Origin of the sequence: Treponema sp. OMZ 803, from assembly GCF_024181165.1 — a bacterium.
Taxonomy (GTDB): domain Bacteria; phylum Spirochaetota; class Spirochaetia; order Treponematales; family Treponemataceae; genus Treponema.
The window spans coordinates 374,332-396,066 of the sequence record NZ_CP051195.1 but is presented as its reverse complement, the minus strand read 5'-3'; the positions used below and the strand labels follow the sequence as shown (position 1 = coordinate 396,066).

The following is a 21,735-nucleotide window of genomic DNA, read 5'->3' as shown; positions in this document are numbered from 1 at the left end:
TTGCATCCCCTATTTTTCTACTTTTAAAAGTAAATAAGAAATAAGCGATCCCCATTAATAGTATACCGATAAATACCAATATAAACCATGAAAGCGGTGAAAGAAACGTACCCATATAAATAAGATACACGATTCATGGACTTGCGACAACCTATAAAACGCAGTATACTTTTGTCGTGGCATCGTTATATATAGTCGGAACACCGATTGGAAACTTGGGCGATATTACAGTGCGGGCATTGGAAATTTTCAAAACGGCCGACTATATTGCCTGCGAGGATACACGGCACACGCTGGGGCTTTTAACCCATTTTGAGATACGGAAGCCACTTATTTCGTGCCGGTCGCAGAACGAAGCAGAGGCCGCACAGAAGATTATCAGCCTATTGGCTGAAGGTAAAGATGTCGCTTATGCGAGCGATGCTGGTACTCCGGCTTTGAGCGATCCCGGCGCCGTTCTCGTCAAGCTGGTACGTGAGGCAGGGTATCCTGTTGTCCCTATCCCGGGCGCTTCCGCATTTGCGGTTATGGTCAGCATCGCGGGAATGGGCGACTCATCGGTGCTTTTTGAGGGGTTCTTATCCCCTAAACAGGGGCGGAGGAAGCGACGGCTTCAGGAGTTGTTCGATATGCAAACGGGTTTTGTACTCTACGAATCCCCGTTTAGAATTATCAAGCTCCTACAAGATATTGCCGATATTGATAGCAACAGACAGGTTGTTGTCGGCCGCGAGCTGACCAAGCTGCATGAAGAAATTTTATCCGGACGGGTTTCGGATATTTTACATACATTACAGGAGCGGCAATCGATAAAAGGCGAGTTTTCTGTTTTTGTATCAGGGAAGACTTAATTTTTTTGATAAAAATGCCGATAAAAGCTATGGAAGGCGGAGAAAACATGACGATTGATAGACTAAACGGAATTGATCCTGTAAAACCTGTACAACCTATTCAACGGACACAGAGGGCTGAGGTGGTCGGTAAAGCCGATGCCGTTTCCGTTTCAAACGAAGCACGGGTGTTATCAGATGCAAACATTGCATTGGAAGCAGTACGAAATGCGCCGGATATTCGTGAGGATAAGGTTGCCGAGGTAAAGAAAAAGTTTGCAGATCCTTCATATATAAATAATGCTCTCTTGGAACTTGTTGCTGACAAGATATTAGACGATTACGGTCTCTAAAAGTGTGTGACAGTACGGTGAAGCCGTGGTGTGTCGTTTTAACGCAATTTTAATCGCAAATTAAAATCAAGGAAAACCTCTAAAAACTTCAGTTTTTAGAGGTTCCCGCTAATATATTTTCCCGAAAAACCTGAAATGAGGGCGGAATACGAGTATGTCTAATTTTACCTTTAAGCTTACATCAAATATTATCCTCGGAAGCTACTCCATAGCAAAAATAGGTGCGGAAGCTGTTCAGTTCGGAAAAAAATTCTTATTTATTGTTGATCCGTTGCTGCACGAAACCGGTATTGCTAAAAAAGTTATTGATGCACTGGAAGAAAGGGGTATATCCGTTCTTGTATTCGACGGTGTAAAACGTTCCGCCGACTCCGATATCATTGAAAACGCATTAGGCCTTGCACGCGGAGTTTTTATCGATGCCGTCATTGCATCCGGCGGTATGGGACCCGTTGCTATTGGTCGTGCTGTTGCCTCGCTGTACAATGAGTCCGGCTCAATCTATGACTTTATCGAAGGAAAACCCTGTACAGCAGAGCCGCTTCCTTTCATCGAAGTCCCGGCTACTTGTAGGGAACCGTTCACTTTTACGCCGTTCAGCCCGATTGTCGATGTGCGCTCCCGAAAAATTCATTTGCTAAAAGTACGCAATGACCTTTGTAAACTCTGCGTCTTTGATACCGCCTGTTATTCAAACCTTGCGCCGAATGCAACCGTAGCAACCATTCTTCAAGGAGTCGGTATTGCATTTGAAGGATATATTTCCTCAAAAACAAACTTTTTGTCGGAAACGATTTTAGGGAAAGCTATTGACCGCTTCTTATTGTCGCTTGATCCGCAGTACGGACGGGCTACCGGTGCTTCCCGCGAAACGGTTATTGCAGAAGCAGCCTGTTTAACCGCCATAGGCATTTCTTTTTCCAGTCCCGGATTAGGTAGCGCCATTGCCCTTGCATGTGCAAGCCGCTATAATATTTCCAGTTCGGTAGTCGGAACAATCCTTTTGCCGTATGTCCTCACAAATGCACAAACATCGAGCCTCGATAGGCTCGTAAAAATCGGGCGGATGCTGAATGTCGATACACGCGGTGTCGATCCGCTTTATGTAGCAAAGTCTGCTATCGAAGAAATCCGTCGTCGTTTGGCTCAAGCAAATCTACCTACCCGCTTAAAAGATATCGGTTTATCCATTGAGCAGCTGGTTGCTATTTCTGAAGATGCCGTTTCGCTGAGTTTTATGAATTATATCCCCAAACCGATGCGGAGCGACGATGTGTTTGAGCTACTTAAACAAGCATATTAGTACATGATCGAGCTTTTTAAGCTTGTTCGGCTTCCTCATACTCAAAAAATACGCAAGATTATCAAAATCATCGAGACTCTCGAAACCGAATGCGTTGCATGCTCTTCTGATTTGCCGTATTCGGCTACTCCGCTTTCGTGCGATTCCTTTTATATCGAAGGGCTTTGCACGCACCTTGCGTCAATGTATCCGTCCGATTCCGTTATTACCGCTGCCGTCAAAACCTATATATCCGCCTTACGTGCGGAAATGCTGACCGCAGGGGATTACCGTATACTGTTTAATGCACTACGCCATGCGCTGTACCGCCAGAGCGGTGTGCAGCCCTCCGAATGGGATTTAATTGCTCCGGGACTGCGCTACGGAACCGATGCACCGAAGCACGATACAACCGCGCCGAATCCGGCAGTGTCTGATACAGAAACACAGATCGCTGCGCCTTCGGCAGTGCTTCCGATAACGCGCCCGTTTTATCCGGGGGTATATGTGTATGCCGAAGATATCCGCGCACCTTTTAACCTCGGTTCCATATTCCGTACCGCAGAGGCTTTCGGTGCGGAAAAGCTGCTCTTGTCGGAGGGCTGCGTTTCACCCGAACAACCCCGTGCGCAACGGTCGGCAATGGGCTGCACCCACTTTCTGCCGTGGGAGTATTGCTCGCTTGAATCCCTGCCTGCCGACTTACCCGTCTTTGCGCTTGAAACCGGTGGCACTCCGATTACCTCTTTTTCTTTCCCCAAGCATGGCATCGTCCTGCTCGGCTCCGAAGAACTGGGGCTTAGCGCAGAAGCTCTCAAAAAGGTTTCCGCCGGTATTGTCAGCATTCCGATGAAAGGCATCAAAGCCTCGCTCAATGTCGCGGTGGCATTCGGCATTCTCATGCAATACTGGATAGCCTCTTTAAAAGACACGGTGCTTGACAAAAGCTGTTAATTATACAAAACTGTCCACAAGATGCAGGTTTTTTTTACACAAGTTAAAATTATAGCCCAAAATCCGATTTTTTTAGCGGCGATTACAAGCTGGCTTTTGAGTCAATTCATCAAAACATTCATCGGATTTTGCGGTTCATCAGTACATTCTCTGCCGGTCTTTTTCGACTTATTGGTATGGCGCACAGGAGGTATGCCCTCAAGTCACTCTGCTCTTGTGACAGCTCTCTCGACTGCAATCGGTTTTAAACAGGGCGTTTCTTCGGATTTATTTATTTTTTCTATTTTTTCTGCGATGATTGTTATTAGAGATGCAATGGGCGTCCGCCGCTCAAGCGGCCTTCAAGCAAAAATGTTAAACGAAGTAGGCGCTAAAATGGCCGAAACAATGGACATCCCTTTTAAGCCCGTGAAAGAAGTTCAAGGTCATACCCCTGTTGAAGTCTTTGCCGGTATGATTCTCGGTGTTGTAATCGGAAGTTATTTTTCACTCTATTATACAGTGTAACCCATGAAGCGGCTGAACGGTTTTTTATATTTCTTGTCGGCGTTCATCGCAACCGGAATTCTCTTGCTTTTTATCATCTTTCCTCTCCGTTTTTATGCTCCTGTATGGGCTGGATACCGGATAGCAGCGGTTCCCTGCTCGGACGATATTGAACCGTATGTTTCAGCTGCGGAAGAGGCCGGTATATCGGGAGTTGCATCGGAGTTTTCCGTTTCAAACCGCTTTTCATTACTAGGAACCGGCCGGCATGAACGGTTTCCATTTACCGATATCGGCCGTTATACCCGATGGTTCCGCGATGACGACGGCGGATATCAATATCTGTACCTTCCATATACTTCGATTTTTAAATACCTTTCGTTCTATTTTTCGCTCTACGGTAAACGAGCTCATTTCTTTCTTGAAGCTGCTATTCCATATAGTCCGATACAAGGACTTCTTGCGCTTATTCTGTTTGCCTACTGCATTGCCGGTTCCCGTAAAAAATTGCTGTTTTTTGCCGCTGCGTCCAGCTTTGTCTGTTATGCTTTTTGTATTAAAAACAGTTTATCGTCTGCAACTGCCCTGTTAAGTATATTGACTGCCGCATATTGGCTGGAAGCTCTTGAAAACGAATTGACTATTCAGTGGAAGCAACTTAAAGAGCGGATAAAGCATAATATATTCATGCTGATTCTCCCTGCTGCCCCGCTGTTGACTGCGGCTATCGGTGGAGTAGTTTCCTTGTGCTTTTTCTTGCTGGCGCTGCTGTTATCGGCAAGCATACTCTTTTCCGTATACAGCTTTTTGCAGCTGAAAGAGACCTATTGGGAGCAGTACCGTCAACATCCTTCGTTAAAGCTGTTTGCCATGCATCCGCAATCATGGGCACAGTTTTGGAACACACGATATGCAATTACTGCAACCGTTTTAACCGGCTGTTTGCTGCTGGTGTCTGCGATTATACCGCTTGTGTTCTCAACGAACCGTTTGAGTCCCGCTGCCGCTAAATTGAGTGCGCCCCAGCCGGTTTCACGGCAGCCGATTCCGTTTACCGATTCCGGCTTTTTCACCGTGCAGGCATCGCGGCCGCAAGATTATCTTCCCGATTTAAGTAACTATATAGAAGATTATTGGTATACGGCTGTTTTGCCCTACCTAAATGTGCATGAATCGCTGCAACCACTTACTTCGAATATGCGGGTGTACTTTGATTCCTTTTATGAGAATTCGAACGGAAGACTGCATCGTGAAGAAAAAGTTATATACTCCTTCGATACGGTGTTTATTCTCCGCGCATTAAGGAATGAACGGCTGGTACTGCTCCCATTAGAGAAAATGCTGATAGCTCAGACCGGTTTTTTAGCTGCTGCCTATTGCCCCTTACACGTATCTACACTGAGTCCGTTTACCTCATTTTTTATTATCCTCGGTACGTTGTTATTTCCCTGTGTTCTGATTATAATGAGCAAGGTACGATGATAGAATTTATACGGTTTAAACGGGGACAACAGCAAGCGAAATATATCCGCTTAGAGCCCCAATTTGAAGGAAACGCTTTTCTGCCGCAATATGCACTGGTGCCGCTTGCATTCAGGACACAAACGAGTGGCCTTCCGCTCGTCTCCATAGGAGAGTCTGTAAATGAAGGGCAGATGATTGCTCGTGCGGGAAATAGCGCATCAGCACATGTTCATGCCTCGGTTCCCGGCATTGTTTCGGGGATTGTCGATACGCAGCTGCCAAACGGCCATTCATTCCGTGGACTTCATATCAAAACAGGGGGCAGCTTTGGAATATTGGGTAAGCAACGCACTCCGTATTTATGGAAGCAAAGCGATCAGACAGGACTGATTCACTTTCTCGATCTTGCCGGTTTAGTCAATACCTCCGGAGAAACGATTTCTCTTGCAGAAGACATTAGAACGGCGGTAAAGCAAGGTATAAAAACGCTAACCGTTATGCTTTACGATAAAGACCCTACCTGCTTACTGGATTCTTTTTTAGCCCGCCGGTTTATCCGCGAAGTCGCAGAAGGAATCAACATTATCGCTCATGCGATGGGCGCCGCAAAAATCATTGTAGAAACAGGCACGGAAAAGAAAGAGCGTGCCCTCTTTGATACGATCGGAACCGTTATCCCCGACCGAGACCTTGCACATATTACTGTCTCGCAAACCTATCCCGCAGGAACTGCCCATACACGCTCGGCAGAAAGAGATGCTGTCGTGATCGACGCTTCGACTGCGTTGTCGGTTTATGAATCGGTGCAACAAAACCAACCGATGTTGACAACGTATTTGCTCCTTACCGGCAAGACATTGGAACACGCCAAGGTTATTAAAGTACGCATCGGGACACCGATCGGACACCTGATAGAAGAATGCGGCGGCTTTAAAAGCAAAAATACACATATCATTATTAACGGTTTGTTGCGCGGAACGTTGGTTGACAGTTTAGACTTACCTGCCGGCAAGGGAATTAAATCGATCCACGCGGTCGGGAAAGATATTGATATTCAACAACAACTGGAGGAATGCGGGCACTGCGGACAATGCCTGCGGAGCTGCCCTGCATATATCGACCCCATAAATACGGTGCGCCATATTCAAAGGGATCGGTACACAGCCGAAACGCTGCGTTCTATTGCATTATGCAGTGGTTGTGCCTGTTGTTCGGCAGTATGTCCGGTACGTATTCCGTTAAGCGCGATTATCAAATCGGCAGCAGAGCAAGGAGCCGGCCATGCCCTATAATCGTATGATAATTTCCCCTGCACCCTACATCTATACCGGTATGAATGCGCGGCAAACCGCTATACTCGTGCTGAGCCTCCTATCGCTTCAGCTTATCGCGATGGGCATTATGCACGATTTTGCAAGTATCTTTCTGGTCATATCTGCCGGAGCGGCAGCAGCGCTTGCGTCTTTTCTTATCGGTTATATGCAAGGAAAAAGTTCCTTTGATATTCATGCGCTCGTAACCGGATTGTTGATCGGTTTTTTCCTACCGGTTAACGGGGGCTTCGTTTTTAGCTTTTTGATCGCGTTTATGAGTTATTTTTTCAGCTGGGGTGTTTTCGGCGGAAAAGGTTTCTCATGGATTAATCCGGTCATGCTTGCCGCCTGCATTGCTGCAGTGTGCAAGCCCGATTGCTTTGTACAACCGGCCAGTATCAATCGGATAATCTCCGAAGGCAGTGTTTTTTCCGCCCTGAAAGGCTCCGGTTTGTTGCAGACACCGGCCGATCAATATATAACGTCAATGTTCAACTCGACATTTTTGCACGAAGTTGACGTAACACTTCCGGAAGGGTATATCGGACTTTTTCTTCACTATCCATCCGCCATACCGGCTTTTCGATATAATCTTTTAACGTTATGCTCTTCAATCGTATTGTTGTCAGTAAAAACGATCCATAAAACACTTCCTTTTACTTTTTTGATCGTCTACGGCCTGCTTGTATATTTGTTTCCCTCCGCAGGGCACACAAGTACATACGGACAGGGTGATGTATTATCTGCGATACTGACGAGCGGCGCTCTTTTTTCGGCCTTTTTTGTCATGAACGACAGCGGCTCCATTCCCCGTTCATGGGAAGGGAGATTTATCACCGGCATATTGACCGGCATCTTCGCTTTTTGTATTGCGGGTCCCGGTGCGATACCGGCCGGTATCCCTTTTGCCGTTTTATTTGTTGGTTGTCTCACGCCCCTCATCGAGTGGCTGGAAGCATATTTTTATAAAAGAAGACGAGGTGCATTATGACCGATGCTGCAAAACACCTTTTAAAAAAATATGCTGCACTTGCCGGAATTGTGCTTGTATTCTTAGCCTCATTTTTTGGGCTGTCATATCTACGGAAAAAAGCGGATGCCTTATGTTTGACCGCCGCTGCAGAAAAGCTTTGCCGGGCATATCCCGGCTTTAAAGGGCAGCAAATAATTATCTTAGGACAGGATAATTCAAGATTATCCGGCTTGCCATTTAGAGCCGTATTGTCCGCAACATACTCCGGACATGAGGCGTTAGTATTTATGCTTCCAATAACGGGTAAGTACGGCGTTTATCCTGCCGTCTTTTTTTATGAACGCTCGAGCGGCTGTGTATTCTGTGGACTTGCAGGGGTTGATGCTCTTCCGGAGCAGGCGGAGAGTTACGGGATAACGCAATCAGCTATTGCAATACATCGGAATAAAATCGGCACGCTAATGAAGAAGCAGGAGCGATAATTATGGTCAATAAATCGGTTGTCTTTTTTTTAGGTTTATGTCCGGTCATCCCTCTCGTAGCTCATTTTGCTGAAGGTCTGATCTTTATTGCGGAATTTTGGCTTCTTTTGGCGGTCGGAATAGTAAGTAAGATGCTTATCGCTTATTTTAAAATTGATAAATTTTCTCAGATTATACTCTTCCTTGATATTATTCTTGCGACAGCATTATATGCGCAAATCGTAGGGGCAATTTTTCCCGTGATGGCAATTAGCCTCGAAAGATACATATATATGGTTGGGTTTTCGTATATACTGATTATCAGCATCGGTATGTATGATTCAAGCCAATATCCGTTTGAAATGCCGATACTCTATTCAATTCTCTTAGCGGTTATTTCGATATTGCGGGAACTCGTGGTGTTCGGTACGGTTTCTTTACCTGCTCGCTCCGGCTTATTCAGTATTACGCTTATCCCGTTCCCTTTACCGCTTAAGTTTTTGGGGAGCAGCGCCGGCGTTCTTATGATGCTCGGTGTTGCACTCTGGCTTTTCCGCAGTTTTCATAAGGGTGAACTTTTGCCGTTCCAAACCGATGAATCGTATCGAAACCGGCAGTAGGAGAGACTCCGTATGTTTATTGCATCCTTGATCTTTTTTTATACTTTTCCTGCTTCCTTAGTCTTTTTGCACGGTATCGGTTTGGAACGCCTTTCGATGAATGCGCGTTCAACCTGCGCAGTGATTCCGTTTATTCTACGGGACGGCGCGGTAATGCTCATTTCTGCGTCACTCAGCTGGCTGCTTGAATTTTCTATTTTATTACCGCTCGATATCGTAAGTATAACGCCGATTGCCGCATTGATAATCGTATATCTGTGCGATCTGGCCGTACACCGAATATTTTTTAAACATTCTGAAAGTCGGCTGATACGGGAACGCTTGTTTTCGGGCGGTACCGTTATCTTTGCCCTCTATCAGGCTTTCACCTATATCGAACTGATTGCTATTCTGGTGAGCGCCTTAGTAAGTATGCTTGTTTGGTCGTTTATACTCTGCGCTGTCAGACGGAGAGTTGAGGAGAGTAATGTCAGCGCGCAATGGAAAAATGCCCCACTATTACTCATCAGTATGGGGTTGATTGCATTAGCGCTCTATGCATGGGACGTTGCATGGCTAACACCGGCACTTCTGTAACTTATGGTACAGGGTGATTGTTTAGAGATACTTTACAAGATAATTTTGATATTGTTTTATCGGGGTCTTTTACAAATCTATACCTGAGTTTTTAGAGATGCCCAATCCTATGAAATGAGATGGAGTTGAATTCCTTTATGAAACGTTGTTGGTTATTTTTCTTTTTTTCTGTTTTGATATGGAATACTTTTGCGCAAGAAGCTGCCGAAACTCAAGAACCGGAAACGCCGTCTGCGCAAGCCCCTATTGCCGCTTATGTTTATGAACCTATTCGGAAGGGCGATCAGTTTATCCGCATGGGTTTACAGCTGGGAATACCGCTTTTTAATACCTCGCCGAATAAGTTTGCGATTAAACCCAATATCTATCCGGGTGGCAGCATCTTCCTCGGTTATACTCACTATCTGACGAAAGGAGTTTCCATCGGCGGTGATATTGCTTTTACCTTTCATTTAACGCGCGGCAGCAATCTCTATTTTGCCATTCCCTTTACAATCAATTCAGGATACACCTTTGCAATCGAAAAATTCCGTATTCCGCTCACGTTCGGGATCGGCGGCGATTTTCAATCCTATAACGGTACGCGGTATTTCAGCTTGTTCTTTAGACCGCAAGCCGGCGTTTTCTATCAGTATTCCCCCGAATGGTCGTTCGGCGGCGAATTATCATGGGATATAGTTCCGCAATGGTATAAAGATTCAAGCTTTAATCGTACGGGCAATTTCTTGAATATCGGCTTTGCAGCCCGGTATCACTTCTAAAAAGGAACAGAACTATGAAAAAAATACTATTTGCCGCTACCCTCGCGGTTTCTCTTGTAATCGTGTTATCAGCATGTAAAAACCCGCCGATATTCGCTGCGATAGAGCAGGAAGTAAAACTCAAACCAGCTACCGTTAAAGGTCGCGTCCGCGGAATAGTTAAGATTGGCGATACATTATATGCTTCAAACGGAAAAATATGGTACAAGGAAAAGGGAAAAACAGGAAAGTGGTCGGAGATGAAGGATTGTCCCTCAGGTCTGTGTACAGGGCTTGCTGTCGATGGCCCCGACCTCTATGCCGCATTTGAACAAAGCGATACCTTTGCAATTCATTACTACGACACGGGAACTAAATCTTGGACTAAGGCGTCCGGACTAACGGCGCAGGCTGTTTTCGGATCGCGACTTGTTTTTGCAATCGAATCGGGAAAGAGCGGTAATGCGACAACCTATACGATAAGAACCATTGAACATGGTATGTTATCGGCTCCATGGACGTCGCCTACCGACAAGGCGCCGGTCGGTGCAGCCGGTTTATACTGCTTATTGGAAGATGGTCTTTACAAGAAGGACAGGACAAAGATACCTGGTAGTCCTTCTTCGGGACTAAAGGGTATTTGTGAAGGACCTACAGACGACTCCGTCTTTGTTGTTGACAACACGAAATTGTACTGTTATAAAGGCACTCCTCCGACTTGGACAAGTATTGCGCATGGGGTAAGCAACCCTCAAAGTATTACCTATTTGAAAAATAAGCACTTAGTACTGATCAGCAGCGGTATAAAGGGATATGGAGAAATTAAGCTTGCCGGCGATGCGCCTACTCTTGCGGGTGCACAACCGATTAAAGCAGGTTCCGCAGATTCTTCCGTCCCGCCGGGGAATATTCTTCAATATAACAACAGCGTTGGAAAATATGTGATTAATCCTATTTATGCGTTTGATAGCAGTACCGGTTATGTCATCTATGCCGGTATAAACGATCCCAATACGAGATATACCGGTTTATGGGGCTTCTACAATCCCGGTCAAATAGAATGGAACCGTGAGTAACGATTTATTCGAGGCAGCGGCGACGATGGAACGGCTTCCGCTTGCTGCACGAATGCGTCCCCGCAGCCTTGACGAATATATCGGACAAGAACACATTGTCGGAAAAGGGCGGCTTTTAAGAAGAGCCATCCAAGCGGACAGGCTTTCGTCCGTTATCTTTTTCGGGCCGCCGGGGACGGGAAAAACAACTCTTGCTCAAGTCATTGCCAATCATACCAAAAGTAATTTTTTAAGTTTAAATGCCGTGCTTGCAGGCGTACAGCAGATACGCGATGCGATTGCATCGGCGGAGCAATATAAAAAACTCTACGGAAAACCGACCATTCTTTTTGTCGATGAAGTACACCGATGGAACCGCGCCCAACAGGATGCTTTGCTGCCGTGGGTGGAAAACGGAACCGTTATCTTTATCGGCGCGACAACCGAAAATCCTTTTTTTGAAGTGAATAAAGCCTTAGTGAGTCGCAGTCGGGTATTTCAGCTCAAGGCGCTCACCGATGCCGACCTGTACCGGACTGTGGAACGGTGTTTGCAGGATACGGAGCGGGGCTACGGAAAATGGAAGCTCTCTTTTACCGAAGGCGCATTGGAACACCTCGTCGAAACCGCCGCAGGTGATGCCCGCAGTCTCTTAAACGCTCTTGAGCTAGCCGTTGAAACCTCTACCGAGCACTGGCCGCCGCCTGCCGGTACGGAAATCATCATCGATATGCAAGCTGCCGAGGAAAGTATCCAGCAAAAAGCGGTGCTCTACGATAAGGACGGCGATTACCATTATGACATCATCAGTGCTTTTATAAAATCCATCCGAGGGAGCGATCCCGACGCTGCTCTTTACTGGCTTGCCCGAATGGTGCGGGCAGGGGAGTCCCCTCACTTTATCTTTCGGCGTATGCTCATCTCTGCTTGCGAAGATATCGGCCTTGCCGATCCTCATGCACTGACCGTTGTTACAAGCGCGGCGGCAGCTTTTGACCGTATCGGTTTGCCGGAGGGCAGGTACCATCTCACCCACGCGGCGCTGTATCTTGCGACATGCCCCAAATCGAATAGCTCGCTCGGTTTCTTTGACGCTCTCAAGGCGGTAGAAAGGGAACAAACCGAGGTGCCGAATCACTTGAAAGATGCAAACCGCGACGGAGAATCCCTTGGTCACGGGGAAGGGTATCTGTATCCCCATGCCTACCGCGATCACTGGATTGCGCAGCAGTATCTGCCCGACGAACTGATCGGAAGGGTATTTTACACACCCGGATACACCGGCTACGAAGAAAAGATACGGAATGAGGTGCTGGCAAAGCGGGAAACCCAGCTGGCTGCCATACACGAAGCTGCCGAGGGAAAGAAGGATGCCTTTACGGTTGAAGATTGGCAGGCACGGACGGAAGGCAGCAGCGCCGAAATACTGGAGCAGATACGGGACACCCTTATCGGGCTGGCAAACCTGTCCGCCGATGACCGCGTGTTGGTGTACCGGGCTGACGGGGGGCTTTTGCTGTGGCCGAGTACCCGTATCACCCTTAACGGATGTACCGCAGGAATCTTTGAACACCAAGAAGCCTTGCAATCCGCACAGCGGTACGCGGAAACCTTTGAATTTTTAAACCGTCCGATTATGACCGTGCTTCCAGCCTGTACCCACCCTAGTGAGAAAACACCTGCCGCTACTCAGCTCGATGAAACCCCATCCGCTGCGTCAGAGGATAGAACGCTTTTTCCCGAACTAGCGTTTGATGTTGTGCTTTCGTATAATCCCGCTGCGACTGCGGACGGTTTTACCGCTTTCTTTTCCCGTATCGCGCAAGAGCATACCGCCGGTGCGCGTATCATTTTTGCATTCGTACTTCCGCAACAGGGACTCCGGCTGTCGGCACTGCTCCCGTCTGACGAATTCGTAAATCGTTTTTCGGCTGCCGAAGCAGCATTTTTTTCCGACAGCCGAAATAAACACATCGCATGGACGGAGAACACCGTTGCAGACATCGCCGAAAAAGCAGGCTACCGCATACAGCTGCTGAAAAAAGTAGACTATCAGGAGAAGCGGCTGGTAACGCAGGCGGAACTCGGACGATGGTTCTCGGCAGAATCCGAATACGGCACGGCAATCCGCAAGGCTTTTGGTTCGGAGAAGGCGACGCTCGAAAAAATCGTCCAGCAGCTGGAACAGCGGTGCCGAAAGCCTGCCGTGTATACCCGCACCGTCGTATACATGAGTGTTTCCCTTTAGAGAAACTCCACCATAACAGCGTTTTTATCCAATCCTTAGTTTCTATCCCTATTATGAGTTACATACCGCTTCGATATGCCGGAGCAGCTGTTCGCAGGTATACCCGCTGATGAGGTAGGCATTTGAGTTGCGGTTATCGAAAAACACATAGTCGCCGCTTTGCAGAGGAGTAAACGAAAAACGCAGCTCCGTGCCGTTACCGAGCGCTAAATGCACTCGTGCCGTTTGAGGACTTTGCAATGGCGGCGCGCTGTATATATCGATACAGGAGAATTTTTCTAAAAAGCTTTCCAATGCGCGGAACGCATCGCCGTTCGCTTCCGTTCTGATTACGCTGTGATTTCCGTACTCCAAACCTTGGATGCCCGTGCCGTGGAAAAGCGCCGCATATATCTGTAAGTCGAGCCAGAACGGAGCGGCGACCGTTAAAAAAGGTTCAAACGCATTATCAATTAAAAACACCTTGACGCTTGTTCCCGTCCGTACATACCGCCCGGCGCCGGACGCATCGGTCATTCCGAAAAAAAGTTCCGAAAGGATGGTTTTGTCCTTCCGCACAAAGACAATACGCGAAGCGTGCCCGTCATCGATTTGGTAATCGGGATAATCCTGCGGGCGTGCCGATATGGGGAGAAAGGAACGGCCGGCGCCAAGCAGCGAAAAAAAGCGGTCGATAATTTCCTGCCTGACCGGATAGCTGCCGTTTCCGGTGCGGAGATAAAAGCGGGCGCCGTCTTTAATCAGCGTCATTTCGCCCATCTCTACCGGTTCAGCCCTTGTCGGAATAGAAAACCGGATTTCCGCAACCTCGCGGATATCCTGTTCATGCATCAAGCTGCTCGAAAAGACGCCCGCCCGGGAAGGCCGGTGTAAAAAGCTCAGCGCATAGCAGCAGAGCAGCACGCAGAGGATGATAAACAGAACCTTTGTTTCTTTTTTCATGCGCGGTTCCTCCGCCGGAGGATGTACAGCGCGGTGCCTGCACCGATAATCAGCATGGGTACCAGCACAAGGTTAAAGATACGGGCGGCGGCGATAATGCGGTTAAACGCTGCATCACTTTCAAAATAGCGGAAGGGCAAAACCGCCGGCTGTTTGTTTTTCAGCAGCAAAAGCGCATCCTGCCGCGCAATCCAGTACACGGTATTCACCATAAAGTCCAAATTCGCATCGGAATTTGTGTATTCTACGGCGGAACTCACGCAATACTCATCCGCAACCACCAAGAGCCGTGCATTATCTGCACCGCTGATACCGCTCACCGCATTGACGCCCCGCTCGCTGAAAGCTGCAAGCGGATAGGCCGCGTGTTCGCCGTTCGCGGCTGCGGCAAGCTGAGTTCCGTGCGGGTCGGTGTTATACGGCGGCAGTTGCAGCGCCGACCGAGTGCTTGAAACAAGCAGCGGAAGCGGCGTCTTTCCCCGCGCGGCGGTACAAACCAGCTCCGACGGCCAGAAAAACTGCACGGGCTTTGCCGCAGATAGCAGCGGAGGCATCGCTTCCGCCTCCTGCCGGAATACCTGAACCCAAAACGGGTAGTTGATATGCTCGTACCGAGAGCCGTCGGCGGCCGGTAATGTCATGCGGAAGTTCACGGGATCCATCACAAGATTAGTCTGCACCGCAAAGCCGGAGCGGGCGAGCAGTTCAAGCAGTCCGTCATCTTTTTTGGGTGTTGCATCCCAGCTGCCACCGATATCTATGGTGTTTGCGGACACAAAAAAGACGGCGGAACCATACCTGTTAATGAAGGTATCAACAGCCGTCAGCATATCGGCATCAAAGTAGGAAGAGCCGATTACCAATAGCGGAATTTCGGGGTGCAGCTCCGGATAAGGCTTGGTCAACGTAATCGGTACAAACCCTGCATACTCAAGCCACGGCAACACATATTTATAATTACCCGTTGCGCCGTTTTCTGCACCGCCTTCGGGAAACGCAACATAAACGGAGCGGTCGAGTTTTCGCCCCTGCGCATCCTGATTCATCTCGGTAATAAAACGCGCAATATCAGCTTCAAGGGTGTAGATATCGGAGAGGAACGGAATAACGCGGCTTTCCCCGCGGTACTCGCACAGCAATCCCGAATAGAGGTTTTGCAGTACCTGCGTATTATTGCTGTTCCGTTCAATTTGCCGAGCGACAATGCCGAGCTGATTCAGCTGCTGCGGGGAAAGCTTCTCCGTATCCTTGTATAGCACGAGACAGCGTCCGTCCGCAGTACGCTGATATTCTGCAAGGATGTCTTCAACATATTGAAGCGACGGCAGGAACCCGTCAATATTGTACGAGCGGAACCACGTGATTGTTACCGTCCCTTCGAGGCCGTTCAGTATCGATCGGGTATAGGCTGAAAGCGAATAGGTGCGCTGTTGTGTCATATCAAGCCGGGCATAGAGCCGCTGTGAGAGCAGCGCTGCCGTTACGACGATGGCGCCCAACAGCAGGGCTTGAATACGATACTCTTTTACGCTGCGCATCTTTATGCTTATCGATTTTGTGTTCATCGGCTTTCCTCCTGAACGTACAGTAAAAAAACCGAAAGCCCCTGCGCCGCAACGATGAGCAATATATAGAAGAAGAAATCACGGGTGTCGAAAATACCGCGCGCAGCCGATTCAAAATGAAGCGTAAAAGAGCAATAGCGCAGTATTTTTACAATGGCTGACGGGAGCGGCAAAACTTGAGCAAGCACGTGGCTTGCGGTAAAAAAGATACCGGTAAAAAAGCTGAGCAAAAAACTGACGGCGGTGTGCGCAGAGATGTTTGACAGTGCAAGCGACCATGCGGTAAAGGCTGCGCCGAAGAAGAGGACGGCACAATACGAAAGAAAAAACGGAAAGAAATCAAAATAGACAAGCGGAATAACCGAAAGCGGAATCACCATCGTAAGCGTGGCGGCTCCTGCAAAACAGACGAGCAGGGCTGCATATTTTGCCGCGGCAAGCAAGCGTTTATCCACCGGATAGGCGGCAAGGAGTCGGTCGGTACCGTGCTTTTTTTCGTCAGCCCAGCTGTTCATCGCAAGCAGAGGAATGACAATACAGAACAGGAACGGCAGATTGAGGAAAAAGGAGCGGAAGTCCGACAGCCCCGCCGAAAACCAGTAGCCTGAACCCACGAACGGGAGCGCCGCTCCGAGGTAAAGCACGAGCGCCGCCGCATAGAGCGCGGGGCTATATATGAGCGTATGCAGCTCCTTGTTAAAAAGCGCCTTAAACGCCGGGAATCGATTCATCGCCGCCCCCGCTTACCGGATTCGGAAAAGGCAGATTCACGGAACTCGCGGGTAGTAACTCCGGCGTATTGTTCAAAGGTCTTGAATAAAAGCGTATCGGAAGACGCATCTTCTTCAATGCCGAAGTCCTCGTATAAACGATCGGCGAGTTCCGCCCGTGTTCCTCCAGCAATCTGCCGTCCTTTGTGGAGCAGGATATGCTGCGAGCATATCCGTCCGGCAAGTTCAAGCTGATGGGTACAAAGGATGACCGCCGCATACGTGGATAGCGCAAGTATCTTTTTTTCAAAGTCTTTCAGCTGGAACGGATCAAGGCCGGACGCGGGTTCGTCCAAGAGGACGAGGCGGGGGTGATGGATAATCGCTTGCGCAAGCCCTACCCGCTGCCGATACCCTTTCGACAGCTCTTTAATCCGTTTGGTGTATACCTCTTGTAAATCGGTAAACTCAACCGCCTCGTCAAGCAGATCTTGCTGCACGCCGTTACCGAAACCGCGCATTTGCAGCGTAAAAAGCAAGAACTCCCGCACCGTCATCGAATCATAGAGCGGGTTTTGCTCATACAAAATCCCGATATTCCGCTTAGCCTCGATCGGTTCGTTCAAAATGGAGTATCCGCAAATCGATACGTCTCCGGAAGAGGGCAAGCGGTACCCGCTGATGCTGTTCAATACCGTACTTTTCCCCGCCCCGTTTAATCCGAGCAGGGAGTAAATACCTCCAGCCTCCGCGGTAAAACTGATGTGTTCGCAACCGGTTTGCCGCTTCTTTCCTGTGCCGTAATATTTACAGATGTCTTGTACTTCAAGGATAATCACTATCGCCTCTGCCGGTACTATATCACTTTTCGAATAATCAACAAACCCCGGAGTAGAACGGAAACGACAGGTATTAAAGCCTTTGTATGAACCAATCACGTAGCTTTTCTATCGAAATCGGATTATAGTATTCGAGTGAGTAAAAGACATAAACTTATTCTAACGATATTAATACATCTGCTAACCTTTATCGCAGGGTTCCTGAACGGTGTATTTTTTATTATAGCCGGTACGGCGGTAAGCCATCACACGGGTACTATTACTCGTGTAGCGCTGACCCTTTCCCAAGGAGCTGTTGCAGAGGCCGCCGCATTTTTATTGCTTATTCTTTCTTTTTATATCGGCGCATGCATCTCCGGTATGCTTTTTCATAAAAGTGATTGCACATTCTCAAAACGCTACGGTATTCTATTATTGGTTTTCTCAACAGTGTTTTTCGCGATCGCCGTTATAAGACCGCCATTGCAAATCGTGCTTATCATAACTTGCGTAATACTTGGTATACAAAACGGTATGTTCATTCCTTATGACGGAATTTTAATACGAACTTCGCATTTTAGCGGCTATTTAACGGATGCGGGACTCGCGATGGGAAAGGTCATGCGTGGAAAACGGCAAGAACTGCGGCGCGGTGTACATTATCTGTCCGGTATCGTATGTTTTGCCGCCGGTGCGGCCGCTTCCGCATTTATGCCTTCTATTGCATTTTTTTATATCATTGCAGTTTTCTATTTCTTTACTGCGGTATTTTATTTTGCTTTTATTCGTGCGGTTTAATACCTGTCGTTTTTCGGCAACGCTCTGCGTTGGGATTGTTGATTCTAATGATATGATATTCTTACATAAAGATATTCCGTCTTAATACGGCAACTGCACCGGCAATATCCGATACAGTTGCCATACATGACGTTAAATACCTACACCGCTTCGGATTTATAAATTTCCGGCTTATAGAGTTTAATTATTTTTGTAAACAAAATATGCAGCAGCAAAGCACAGCCGAACGGTACAACTAAGTATGCAATCAGCAATGCACCAATCCGCACAGCAGGTGATCCGCTTAATAGCTCGTATGCCTTAATCGGACCGACAAGTCCTGCAATACCAAAACCGGCACTCACCTTATCGCCCATAATACCTAGGAAACGCCCTGCAATCCCTGATGCAGCGGCCGTTAATACAACCGGCAATGCCATAATAGGGTAACGTACAAGGTTTGGAATCATCAGCTTCATACCGCCGAGGGCAATAGCTGCAGTAATTCCAGCCTTATTTACACGCCACGATCCTACAATAAGTACGGCAGTACAAGCAGCAACACCCAAGTTTGCAGCCCCGGATGCCAACCCTGCAAGCCCAATCGCAATACCTATTGCCACCGTCGAAATAGGTGAGATAATGACAATAGAGAAAGATGCGGCAATAAGAATACACATCAGTACCGGCTGCAGCACGGTAAACGAGTTAATACCGCGGCCGATTGCAGCGCTTACTTCTGCTACATACGGCAAGATAAAGAGCCCCAATGCTCCCAGCCCGCCTGCAACAATAATCGGCTGCACAATAATCGTAAGCGAGCCGAGCTTGTTGCCCAACCACAGCGTAACAAGAGCTGCCAGCGCAACAATAATCATCACATTGATTAAGTCGCCGATACCGACAAGTTTAACAATACCGTCTACATGGCGTACTGCTCCAGACGCGATAAAACCGGCAAGCCCGATCATAGAAGCCTTAATCGGCACAAAACCGAGCTGTATACCGACAATAAAGCCGATCACCGCAGATACCAAATATTGCACATCCGCAACAGACTGGTACAGCATACCGAATATGGCACCGTATGGCGCCAGCGCCTTAAATATCTGTCCTAAAACAGCGTTAGCAATAAGGGCAACAACAATTCCTGCAGCCATGCCATTTAAAAGCGTATTAATAAAAAATTTAACCGTAATTTTCTTTGTTTGTTCAGCCATAATGTTCTCGATCTTATATCCTTATACTATCAAATACGGGAGTACCCCAAATGATACTCCCATTTCCTTTTTATAATCCGAATAATTTCTCTTTGCCGTGTACAAAAGTGGTAATAAGATCGCAATAGGGGGTTGGAATATGCAGTTCTTTACCTTTACGGGAAATATAACCATTTAAGAAGTCAATTTCGGTTAACCGGTGATTTTTAATTAAATCTTGATACATTGAAGGATAGTGCTTTGCCCCGACAAAGTCCGGCTGCGTAAATCCGTAAACGTAGTCAGTTACGGAATCGATATCTAGCGTAACTCCTTGTGTTTTTGCTATTGCGGCAAATTCGGAGATAATACAGCGCATCACATCTTTACAACCTACGATACCGCCAAGCTCCAGCATATTGCATTCCATAATTGTGCAGGTACTGTTCATTGCTCCATTGAGTGCAGCCTTCCGCCAAATAGACCATAAAATATTGTCGGAATAAACTGCAGGCATTGTTGCTTTATTGAGCGCTTCTACAATGACCTCCGCACCGGCTTTGCCTTCCGGTACAATATTCTGAATTTCTGTTTTTCCATGACTTGACAACACTGCACTCCCCGGCCCCTTCATACCGGCAGTTACTACGGTAACACCCATAAAAATATTTTTAGGCGCGATAAACTTTTTCAGTGTTTCAGTATGACCGAGTCCATTCAAAAGACAGAGGATCTTTGTATCATCCCGCAGAACATGTTTAATACTGCTCAGCATATTTTCCAGCTGCATCGATTTTGTAAACACGATAACAAAATCGGCAGTGCCCTTAAACTCTTCCGGCTTATAAACATCGATCTTTGTTGATAGTTCCGCAGTACCGTCTTGCAAGTGCAAACCGTTTTTCCTAATTGCATCGATATTATCCTGCCAACCGTCCAACAGTGTTACATCATTACCGCTTTTTTGCAGCATAAAACCGAAACTGCAGCCCATAGCACCTGAGCCGGCAATAACAACCTTCATAAAAACTCCTCTATTAGCATAGACCGGTGTAATAGATAGTATATTATCTATAAAAATAGGATTATAAACCACGTATAGACCACCGCTATCCTAATGGCCGGTATTTTATCGCTTTTCATATACAATGTCTATAAATCAGACGCCGGTATCACGGAACTCACAGTGTTAGGCAAAAACCGCGCTCCCTGATAATGTTTATAAATTATTGCAGGCTTTCAGCTTATTTTCTTCCGTTTAAGACATATCGGTAACCCCAACAATCGATTTTCAAAAGAGGTTGAAAATCGATTGCCGGAGGCGTTCATCCTGCGGGGATAATTTCAGCGGCTAATATGCCATCCCTTCTACTGCTAAAGAATCCATCCACAGCATCTTAACCACTGTAACGGTAAGCGAGCCGTTTTCGGTTTGGGTTCCTTTGCGCACATAGACGGTAATACCGTCAGCAGTAAAGCTGTCGTAGTCATCGAACGAATCAGGCGAACCGGCAAACACGGCCGGTTGAGGTACGACGCCGCCTCACGTACGGCATCCGCCTAAATAGGTATACACGCTGGTTTCATTGTGTTTTGCAAGGAAAGCTCTTGCTTTTTCATCAACAGTAACTGTCATAGTTCCTCCTTTTTCTTCAATACATTAAAACATTAAAGAAATTTTTCAATTATAGGATTTATTCCTAGTTTCTGGAAATAATATAAAAAAAATTTTACTTTTCGTCAAATCTATTAAAAAAATTTCGCGTAGCGGGAAGATCATTTACCTGATGGAAAAAAGAAGCTGGATGTGATATATTTGTTATAGTTGTAAATAGCTTATAAGGAGTTTTTTATGTCGTATGCAGTTGTTGCGGAGAAATTAAAGACTGTTCCGGAATACTATATGCAAGAGGTTTCAGAATTTATAGATTTCTTGTTGTTCAAGAGTAAAAAAACTTCTAAAAACGGCCTTGATGAAGCAATTTCAGAAGTTGAACAGGGTGAAGTAGAAATTTTCAAATCCTTTGATGATTTTAAGGCGGCAATGGTGTGAAAAGTGAACTTCATATTTCAAAATCTTTTCGCAAAGACTACAAAAAGTTATCAAAATCAGAAATTGAAGATACGGACTATGTAATAAAGAAACTTTTGAATAATGAAATTCTTGAGTCAAAATATCATGACCATGGCTTACATGGAAATTATGAGGGATATAGAGAATGTCATATACATCCTGATTTGCTTTTAGTTTATAAAAAATCTGTTAATCATGAATTATTAATCCTTACCGTCTACAGGATTAGCTCCCACACAAATATATTTGATATAAGTAAAAGTAAAAAGAATTAAAGCCTAATATCCGCTTCACC

At 46.8% G+C, this 21,735-nt stretch carries 24 protein-coding genes; 17 read left to right on the top strand and 7 right to left on the bottom strand.

Annotation, left to right across the window (positions count from 1 at the left end; all coding sequences use genetic code 11):
* The first annotated feature begins 191 nt into the window (after nucleotides 1–191).
* The 14 genes from rsmI to ABH09_RS01735 all read left to right on the top strand — a co-directional run bounded on the left by rsmI (nucleotide 192) and on the right by ABH09_RS01735 (nucleotide 13,355).
* Nucleotides 192–851, top strand: coding sequence for a 16S rRNA (cytidine(1402)-2'-O)-methyltransferase (gene rsmI / locus ABH09_RS01800; RefSeq protein WP_253715719.1), 660 nt, complete (start codon nucleotides 192–194; stop codon nucleotides 849–851).
* Between the two features lie 47 nt (nucleotides 852–898).
* Nucleotides 899–1,183 (top strand): flagellar biosynthesis anti-sigma factor FlgM, encoded by a 285-nt coding sequence (locus tag ABH09_RS01795; protein WP_162664711.1) that lies wholly within the window; start codon nucleotides 899–901, stop codon nucleotides 1,181–1,183.
* A gap of 154 nt (nucleotides 1,184–1,337) precedes the next feature.
* Nucleotides 1,338–2,486 carry an iron-containing alcohol dehydrogenase gene (locus tag ABH09_RS01790; protein ID WP_162662239.1) on the top strand — a complete coding sequence of 383 codons (1,149 nt, stop codon included), beginning with the start codon at nucleotides 1,338–1,340 and terminating at the stop codon, nucleotides 2,484–2,486.
* 3 nt (nucleotides 2,487–2,489) lie between these two features.
* Nucleotides 2,490–3,419 (top strand): TrmH family RNA methyltransferase, encoded by a 930-nt coding sequence (locus ABH09_RS01785; RefSeq protein ID WP_253714978.1) that lies wholly within the window; start codon nucleotides 2,490–2,492, stop codon nucleotides 3,417–3,419.
* Nucleotides 3,420–3,440: 21 nt separating this feature from the next.
* Nucleotides 3,441–3,926 (top strand): divergent PAP2 family protein, encoded by a 486-nt coding sequence (locus tag ABH09_RS01780; RefSeq protein ID WP_162662235.1) that lies wholly within the window; start codon nucleotides 3,441–3,443, stop codon nucleotides 3,924–3,926.
* A gap of 3 nt (nucleotides 3,927–3,929) precedes the next feature.
* Nucleotides 3,930–5,387 carry a hypothetical protein gene (locus tag ABH09_RS01775; protein WP_253714977.1) on the top strand — a complete coding sequence of 486 codons (1,458 nt, stop codon included), beginning with the start codon at nucleotides 3,930–3,932 and terminating at the stop codon, nucleotides 5,385–5,387.
* On the top strand, nucleotides 5,384–6,661 hold the full coding sequence (locus ABH09_RS01770) for a 4Fe-4S dicluster domain-containing protein (protein ID WP_253714976.1): 1,278 nt from the start codon (nucleotides 5,384–5,386) through the stop codon (nucleotides 6,659–6,661). Before ABH09_RS01775 ends, ABH09_RS01770 begins: the two co-directional genes overlap by 4 nt.
* Nucleotides 6,651–7,673 (top strand): RnfABCDGE type electron transport complex subunit D, encoded by a 1,023-nt coding sequence (locus ABH09_RS01765; RefSeq protein ID WP_253714975.1) that lies wholly within the window; start codon nucleotides 6,651–6,653, stop codon nucleotides 7,671–7,673. Before ABH09_RS01770 ends, ABH09_RS01765 begins: the two co-directional genes overlap by 11 nt.
* A complete protein-coding gene (locus ABH09_RS01760; RefSeq protein ID WP_162662228.1) occupies nucleotides 7,670–8,137 on the top strand; it encodes a hypothetical protein in 468 nt (155 codons plus the stop codon). The genes ABH09_RS01765 and ABH09_RS01760 overlap by 4 nt, the downstream gene beginning before the upstream one ends.
* Nucleotides 8,138–8,139: 2 nt before the next feature.
* Nucleotides 8,140–8,736, top strand: a complete 597-nt coding sequence (locus ABH09_RS01755; RefSeq protein ID WP_253714974.1) for a hypothetical protein — start codon at nucleotides 8,140–8,142, stop codon at nucleotides 8,734–8,736.
* A gap of 12 nt (nucleotides 8,737–8,748) precedes the next feature.
* On the top strand, nucleotides 8,749–9,312 hold the full coding sequence (locus ABH09_RS01750) for a hypothetical protein (RefSeq protein ID WP_253714973.1): 564 nt from the start codon (nucleotides 8,749–8,751) through the stop codon (nucleotides 9,310–9,312).
* 137 nt (nucleotides 9,313–9,449) lie between these two features.
* Nucleotides 9,450–10,073, top strand: coding sequence for a TP0733 family outer membrane beta-barrel protein (locus ABH09_RS01745; RefSeq protein ID WP_253714972.1), 624 nt, complete (start codon nucleotides 9,450–9,452; stop codon nucleotides 10,071–10,073).
* A 14-nt stretch (nucleotides 10,074–10,087) separates the two neighbouring features.
* Nucleotides 10,088–11,128 carry a hypothetical protein gene (locus ABH09_RS01740; RefSeq protein ID WP_253714971.1) on the top strand — a complete coding sequence of 347 codons (1,041 nt, stop codon included), beginning with the start codon at nucleotides 10,088–10,090 and terminating at the stop codon, nucleotides 11,126–11,128.
* On the top strand, nucleotides 11,121–13,355 hold the full coding sequence (locus ABH09_RS01735) for an AAA family ATPase (protein ID WP_253714970.1): 2,235 nt from the start codon (nucleotides 11,121–11,123) through the stop codon (nucleotides 13,353–13,355). The genes ABH09_RS01740 and ABH09_RS01735 overlap by 8 nt, the downstream gene beginning before the upstream one ends.
* A gap of 51 nt (nucleotides 13,356–13,406) precedes the next feature.
* Here the strand turns inward: ABH09_RS01735 and ABH09_RS01730 are convergent, their stop codons facing one another.
* The 4 genes from ABH09_RS01730 to ABH09_RS01715 are packed head-to-tail and all read right to left on the bottom strand — an operon-like array spanning nucleotide 13,407 to nucleotide 17,411.
* A complete protein-coding gene (locus tag ABH09_RS01730; protein ID WP_253714969.1) occupies nucleotides 13,407–14,297 on the bottom strand; it encodes a DUF4340 domain-containing protein in 891 nt (296 codons plus the stop codon).
* Nucleotides 14,294–15,862 (bottom strand): Gldg family protein, encoded by a 1,569-nt coding sequence (locus ABH09_RS01725; protein ID WP_253714968.1) that lies wholly within the window; start codon nucleotides 15,860–15,862, stop codon nucleotides 14,294–14,296. Before ABH09_RS01725 ends, ABH09_RS01730 begins: the two co-directional genes overlap by 4 nt.
* On the bottom strand, nucleotides 15,859–16,593 hold the full coding sequence (locus ABH09_RS01720; RefSeq protein WP_016522893.1) for an ABC transporter permease: 735 nt from the start codon (nucleotides 16,591–16,593) through the stop codon (nucleotides 15,859–15,861). The genes ABH09_RS01725 and ABH09_RS01720 overlap by 4 nt, the downstream gene beginning before the upstream one ends.
* Complete coding sequence (locus tag ABH09_RS01715; protein ID WP_253714967.1) at nucleotides 16,590–17,411, bottom strand: ABC transporter ATP-binding protein; 822 nt, start codon at nucleotides 17,409–17,411, stop codon at nucleotides 16,590–16,592. The genes ABH09_RS01720 and ABH09_RS01715 overlap by 4 nt, the downstream gene beginning before the upstream one ends.
* A 135-nt stretch (nucleotides 17,412–17,546) precedes the next feature.
* Here ABH09_RS01715 and ABH09_RS01710 point away from each other — a divergent pair, with 135 nt between their 5' ends.
* Nucleotides 17,547–18,188, top strand: a complete 642-nt coding sequence (locus tag ABH09_RS01710) for a YoaK family protein (RefSeq protein WP_253714966.1) — start codon at nucleotides 17,547–17,549, stop codon at nucleotides 18,186–18,188.
* Between the two features lie 140 nt (nucleotides 18,189–18,328).
* Here the strand turns inward: ABH09_RS01710 and ABH09_RS01705 are convergent, their stop codons facing one another.
* The 3 genes from ABH09_RS01705 to ABH09_RS12890 form a co-directional block, all read right to left on the bottom strand.
* Nucleotides 18,329–19,387: a PTS sugar transporter subunit IIC gene (locus tag ABH09_RS01705; protein ID WP_253714965.1), complete on the bottom strand. Its 1,059-nt coding sequence runs from the start codon at nucleotides 19,385–19,387 to the stop codon at nucleotides 18,329–18,331.
* Between the two features lie 70 nt (nucleotides 19,388–19,457).
* A complete protein-coding gene (locus tag ABH09_RS01700) occupies nucleotides 19,458–20,390 on the bottom strand; it encodes a 2-dehydropantoate 2-reductase (protein WP_253714964.1) in 933 nt (310 codons plus the stop codon).
* A gap of 327 nt (nucleotides 20,391–20,717) precedes the next feature.
* A complete protein-coding gene (locus tag ABH09_RS12890; RefSeq protein WP_305880070.1) occupies nucleotides 20,718–21,002 on the bottom strand; it encodes a CC/Se motif family (seleno)protein in 285 nt (94 codons plus the stop codon).
* 216 nt (nucleotides 21,003–21,218) lie between these two features.
* Between ABH09_RS12890 and ABH09_RS01690 the strand changes: the two genes are divergently transcribed.
* Together ABH09_RS01690 and ABH09_RS01685 are read left to right on the top strand one after the other, a co-directional pair.
* The gene (locus ABH09_RS01690) at nucleotides 21,219–21,419 is read left to right on the top strand and encodes a DUF2281 domain-containing protein (RefSeq protein ID WP_253714962.1); all 201 of its coding nucleotides are present in this window, start codon (nucleotides 21,219–21,221) and stop codon (nucleotides 21,417–21,419) included.
* Nucleotides 21,416–21,715: a type II toxin-antitoxin system YafQ family toxin gene (locus ABH09_RS01685; RefSeq protein ID WP_253714961.1), complete on the top strand. Its 300-nt coding sequence runs from the start codon at nucleotides 21,416–21,418 to the stop codon at nucleotides 21,713–21,715. The genes ABH09_RS01690 and ABH09_RS01685 overlap by 4 nt, the downstream gene beginning before the upstream one ends.
* The last annotated feature ends 20 nt before the right edge of the window (nucleotides 21,716–21,735 follow it).

Excerpts from the sequence above, each read along its gene's own strand:
- ABH09_RS01745 (WP_253714972.1), top strand. The coding sequence starts at position 9,450 with ATGAAACGTTGTTGGTTATTTTTCTTTTTTTCTGTTTTGATATGGAAT.
- ABH09_RS01760 (WP_162662228.1), top strand. The coding sequence starts at position 7,670 with ATGACCGATGCTGCAAAACACCTTTTAAAAAAATATGCTGCACTTGCC.
- ABH09_RS01705 (WP_253714965.1), bottom strand. The coding sequence starts at position 19,387 with ATGGCTGAACAAACAAAGAAAATTACGGTTAAATTTTTTATTAATACG.
- ABH09_RS01765 (WP_253714975.1), top strand. The coding sequence starts at position 6,651 with ATGCCCTATAATCGTATGATAATTTCCCCTGCACCCTACATCTATACC.
- ABH09_RS01730 (WP_253714969.1), bottom strand. The coding sequence starts at position 14,297 with ATGAAAAAAGAAACAAAGGTTCTGTTTATCATCCTCTGCGTGCTGCTC.
- ABH09_RS01690 (WP_253714962.1), top strand. The coding sequence starts at position 21,219 with ATGTCGTATGCAGTTGTTGCGGAGAAATTAAAGACTGTTCCGGAATAC.
- ABH09_RS01755 (WP_253714974.1), top strand. The coding sequence starts at position 8,140 with ATGGTCAATAAATCGGTTGTCTTTTTTTTAGGTTTATGTCCGGTCATC.
- ABH09_RS01720 (WP_016522893.1), bottom strand. The coding sequence starts at position 16,593 with ATGAATCGATTCCCGGCGTTTAAGGCGCTTTTTAACAAGGAGCTGCAT.
- ABH09_RS01725 (WP_253714968.1), bottom strand. The coding sequence starts at position 15,862 with ATGAACACAAAATCGATAAGCATAAAGATGCGCAGCGTAAAAGAGTAT.
- ABH09_RS01775 (WP_253714977.1), top strand. The coding sequence starts at position 3,930 with ATGAAGCGGCTGAACGGTTTTTTATATTTCTTGTCGGCGTTCATCGCA.
- ABH09_RS01795 (WP_162664711.1), top strand. The coding sequence starts at position 899 with ATGACGATTGATAGACTAAACGGAATTGATCCTGTAAAACCTGTACAA.
- ABH09_RS01770 (WP_253714976.1), top strand. The coding sequence starts at position 5,384 with ATGATAGAATTTATACGGTTTAAACGGGGACAACAGCAAGCGAAATAT.
- ABH09_RS01750 (WP_253714973.1), top strand. The coding sequence starts at position 8,749 with ATGTTTATTGCATCCTTGATCTTTTTTTATACTTTTCCTGCTTCCTTA.
- ABH09_RS01780 (WP_162662235.1), top strand. The coding sequence starts at position 3,441 with ATGCAGGTTTTTTTTACACAAGTTAAAATTATAGCCCAAAATCCGATT.
- ABH09_RS01790 (WP_162662239.1), top strand. The coding sequence starts at position 1,338 with ATGTCTAATTTTACCTTTAAGCTTACATCAAATATTATCCTCGGAAGC.
- ABH09_RS01785 (WP_253714978.1), top strand. The coding sequence starts at position 2,490 with ATGATCGAGCTTTTTAAGCTTGTTCGGCTTCCTCATACTCAAAAAATA.
- ABH09_RS01740 (WP_253714971.1), top strand. The coding sequence starts at position 10,088 with ATGAAAAAAATACTATTTGCCGCTACCCTCGCGGTTTCTCTTGTAATC.
- ABH09_RS01700 (WP_253714964.1), bottom strand. The coding sequence starts at position 20,390 with ATGAAGGTTGTTATTGCCGGCTCAGGTGCTATGGGCTGCAGTTTCGGT.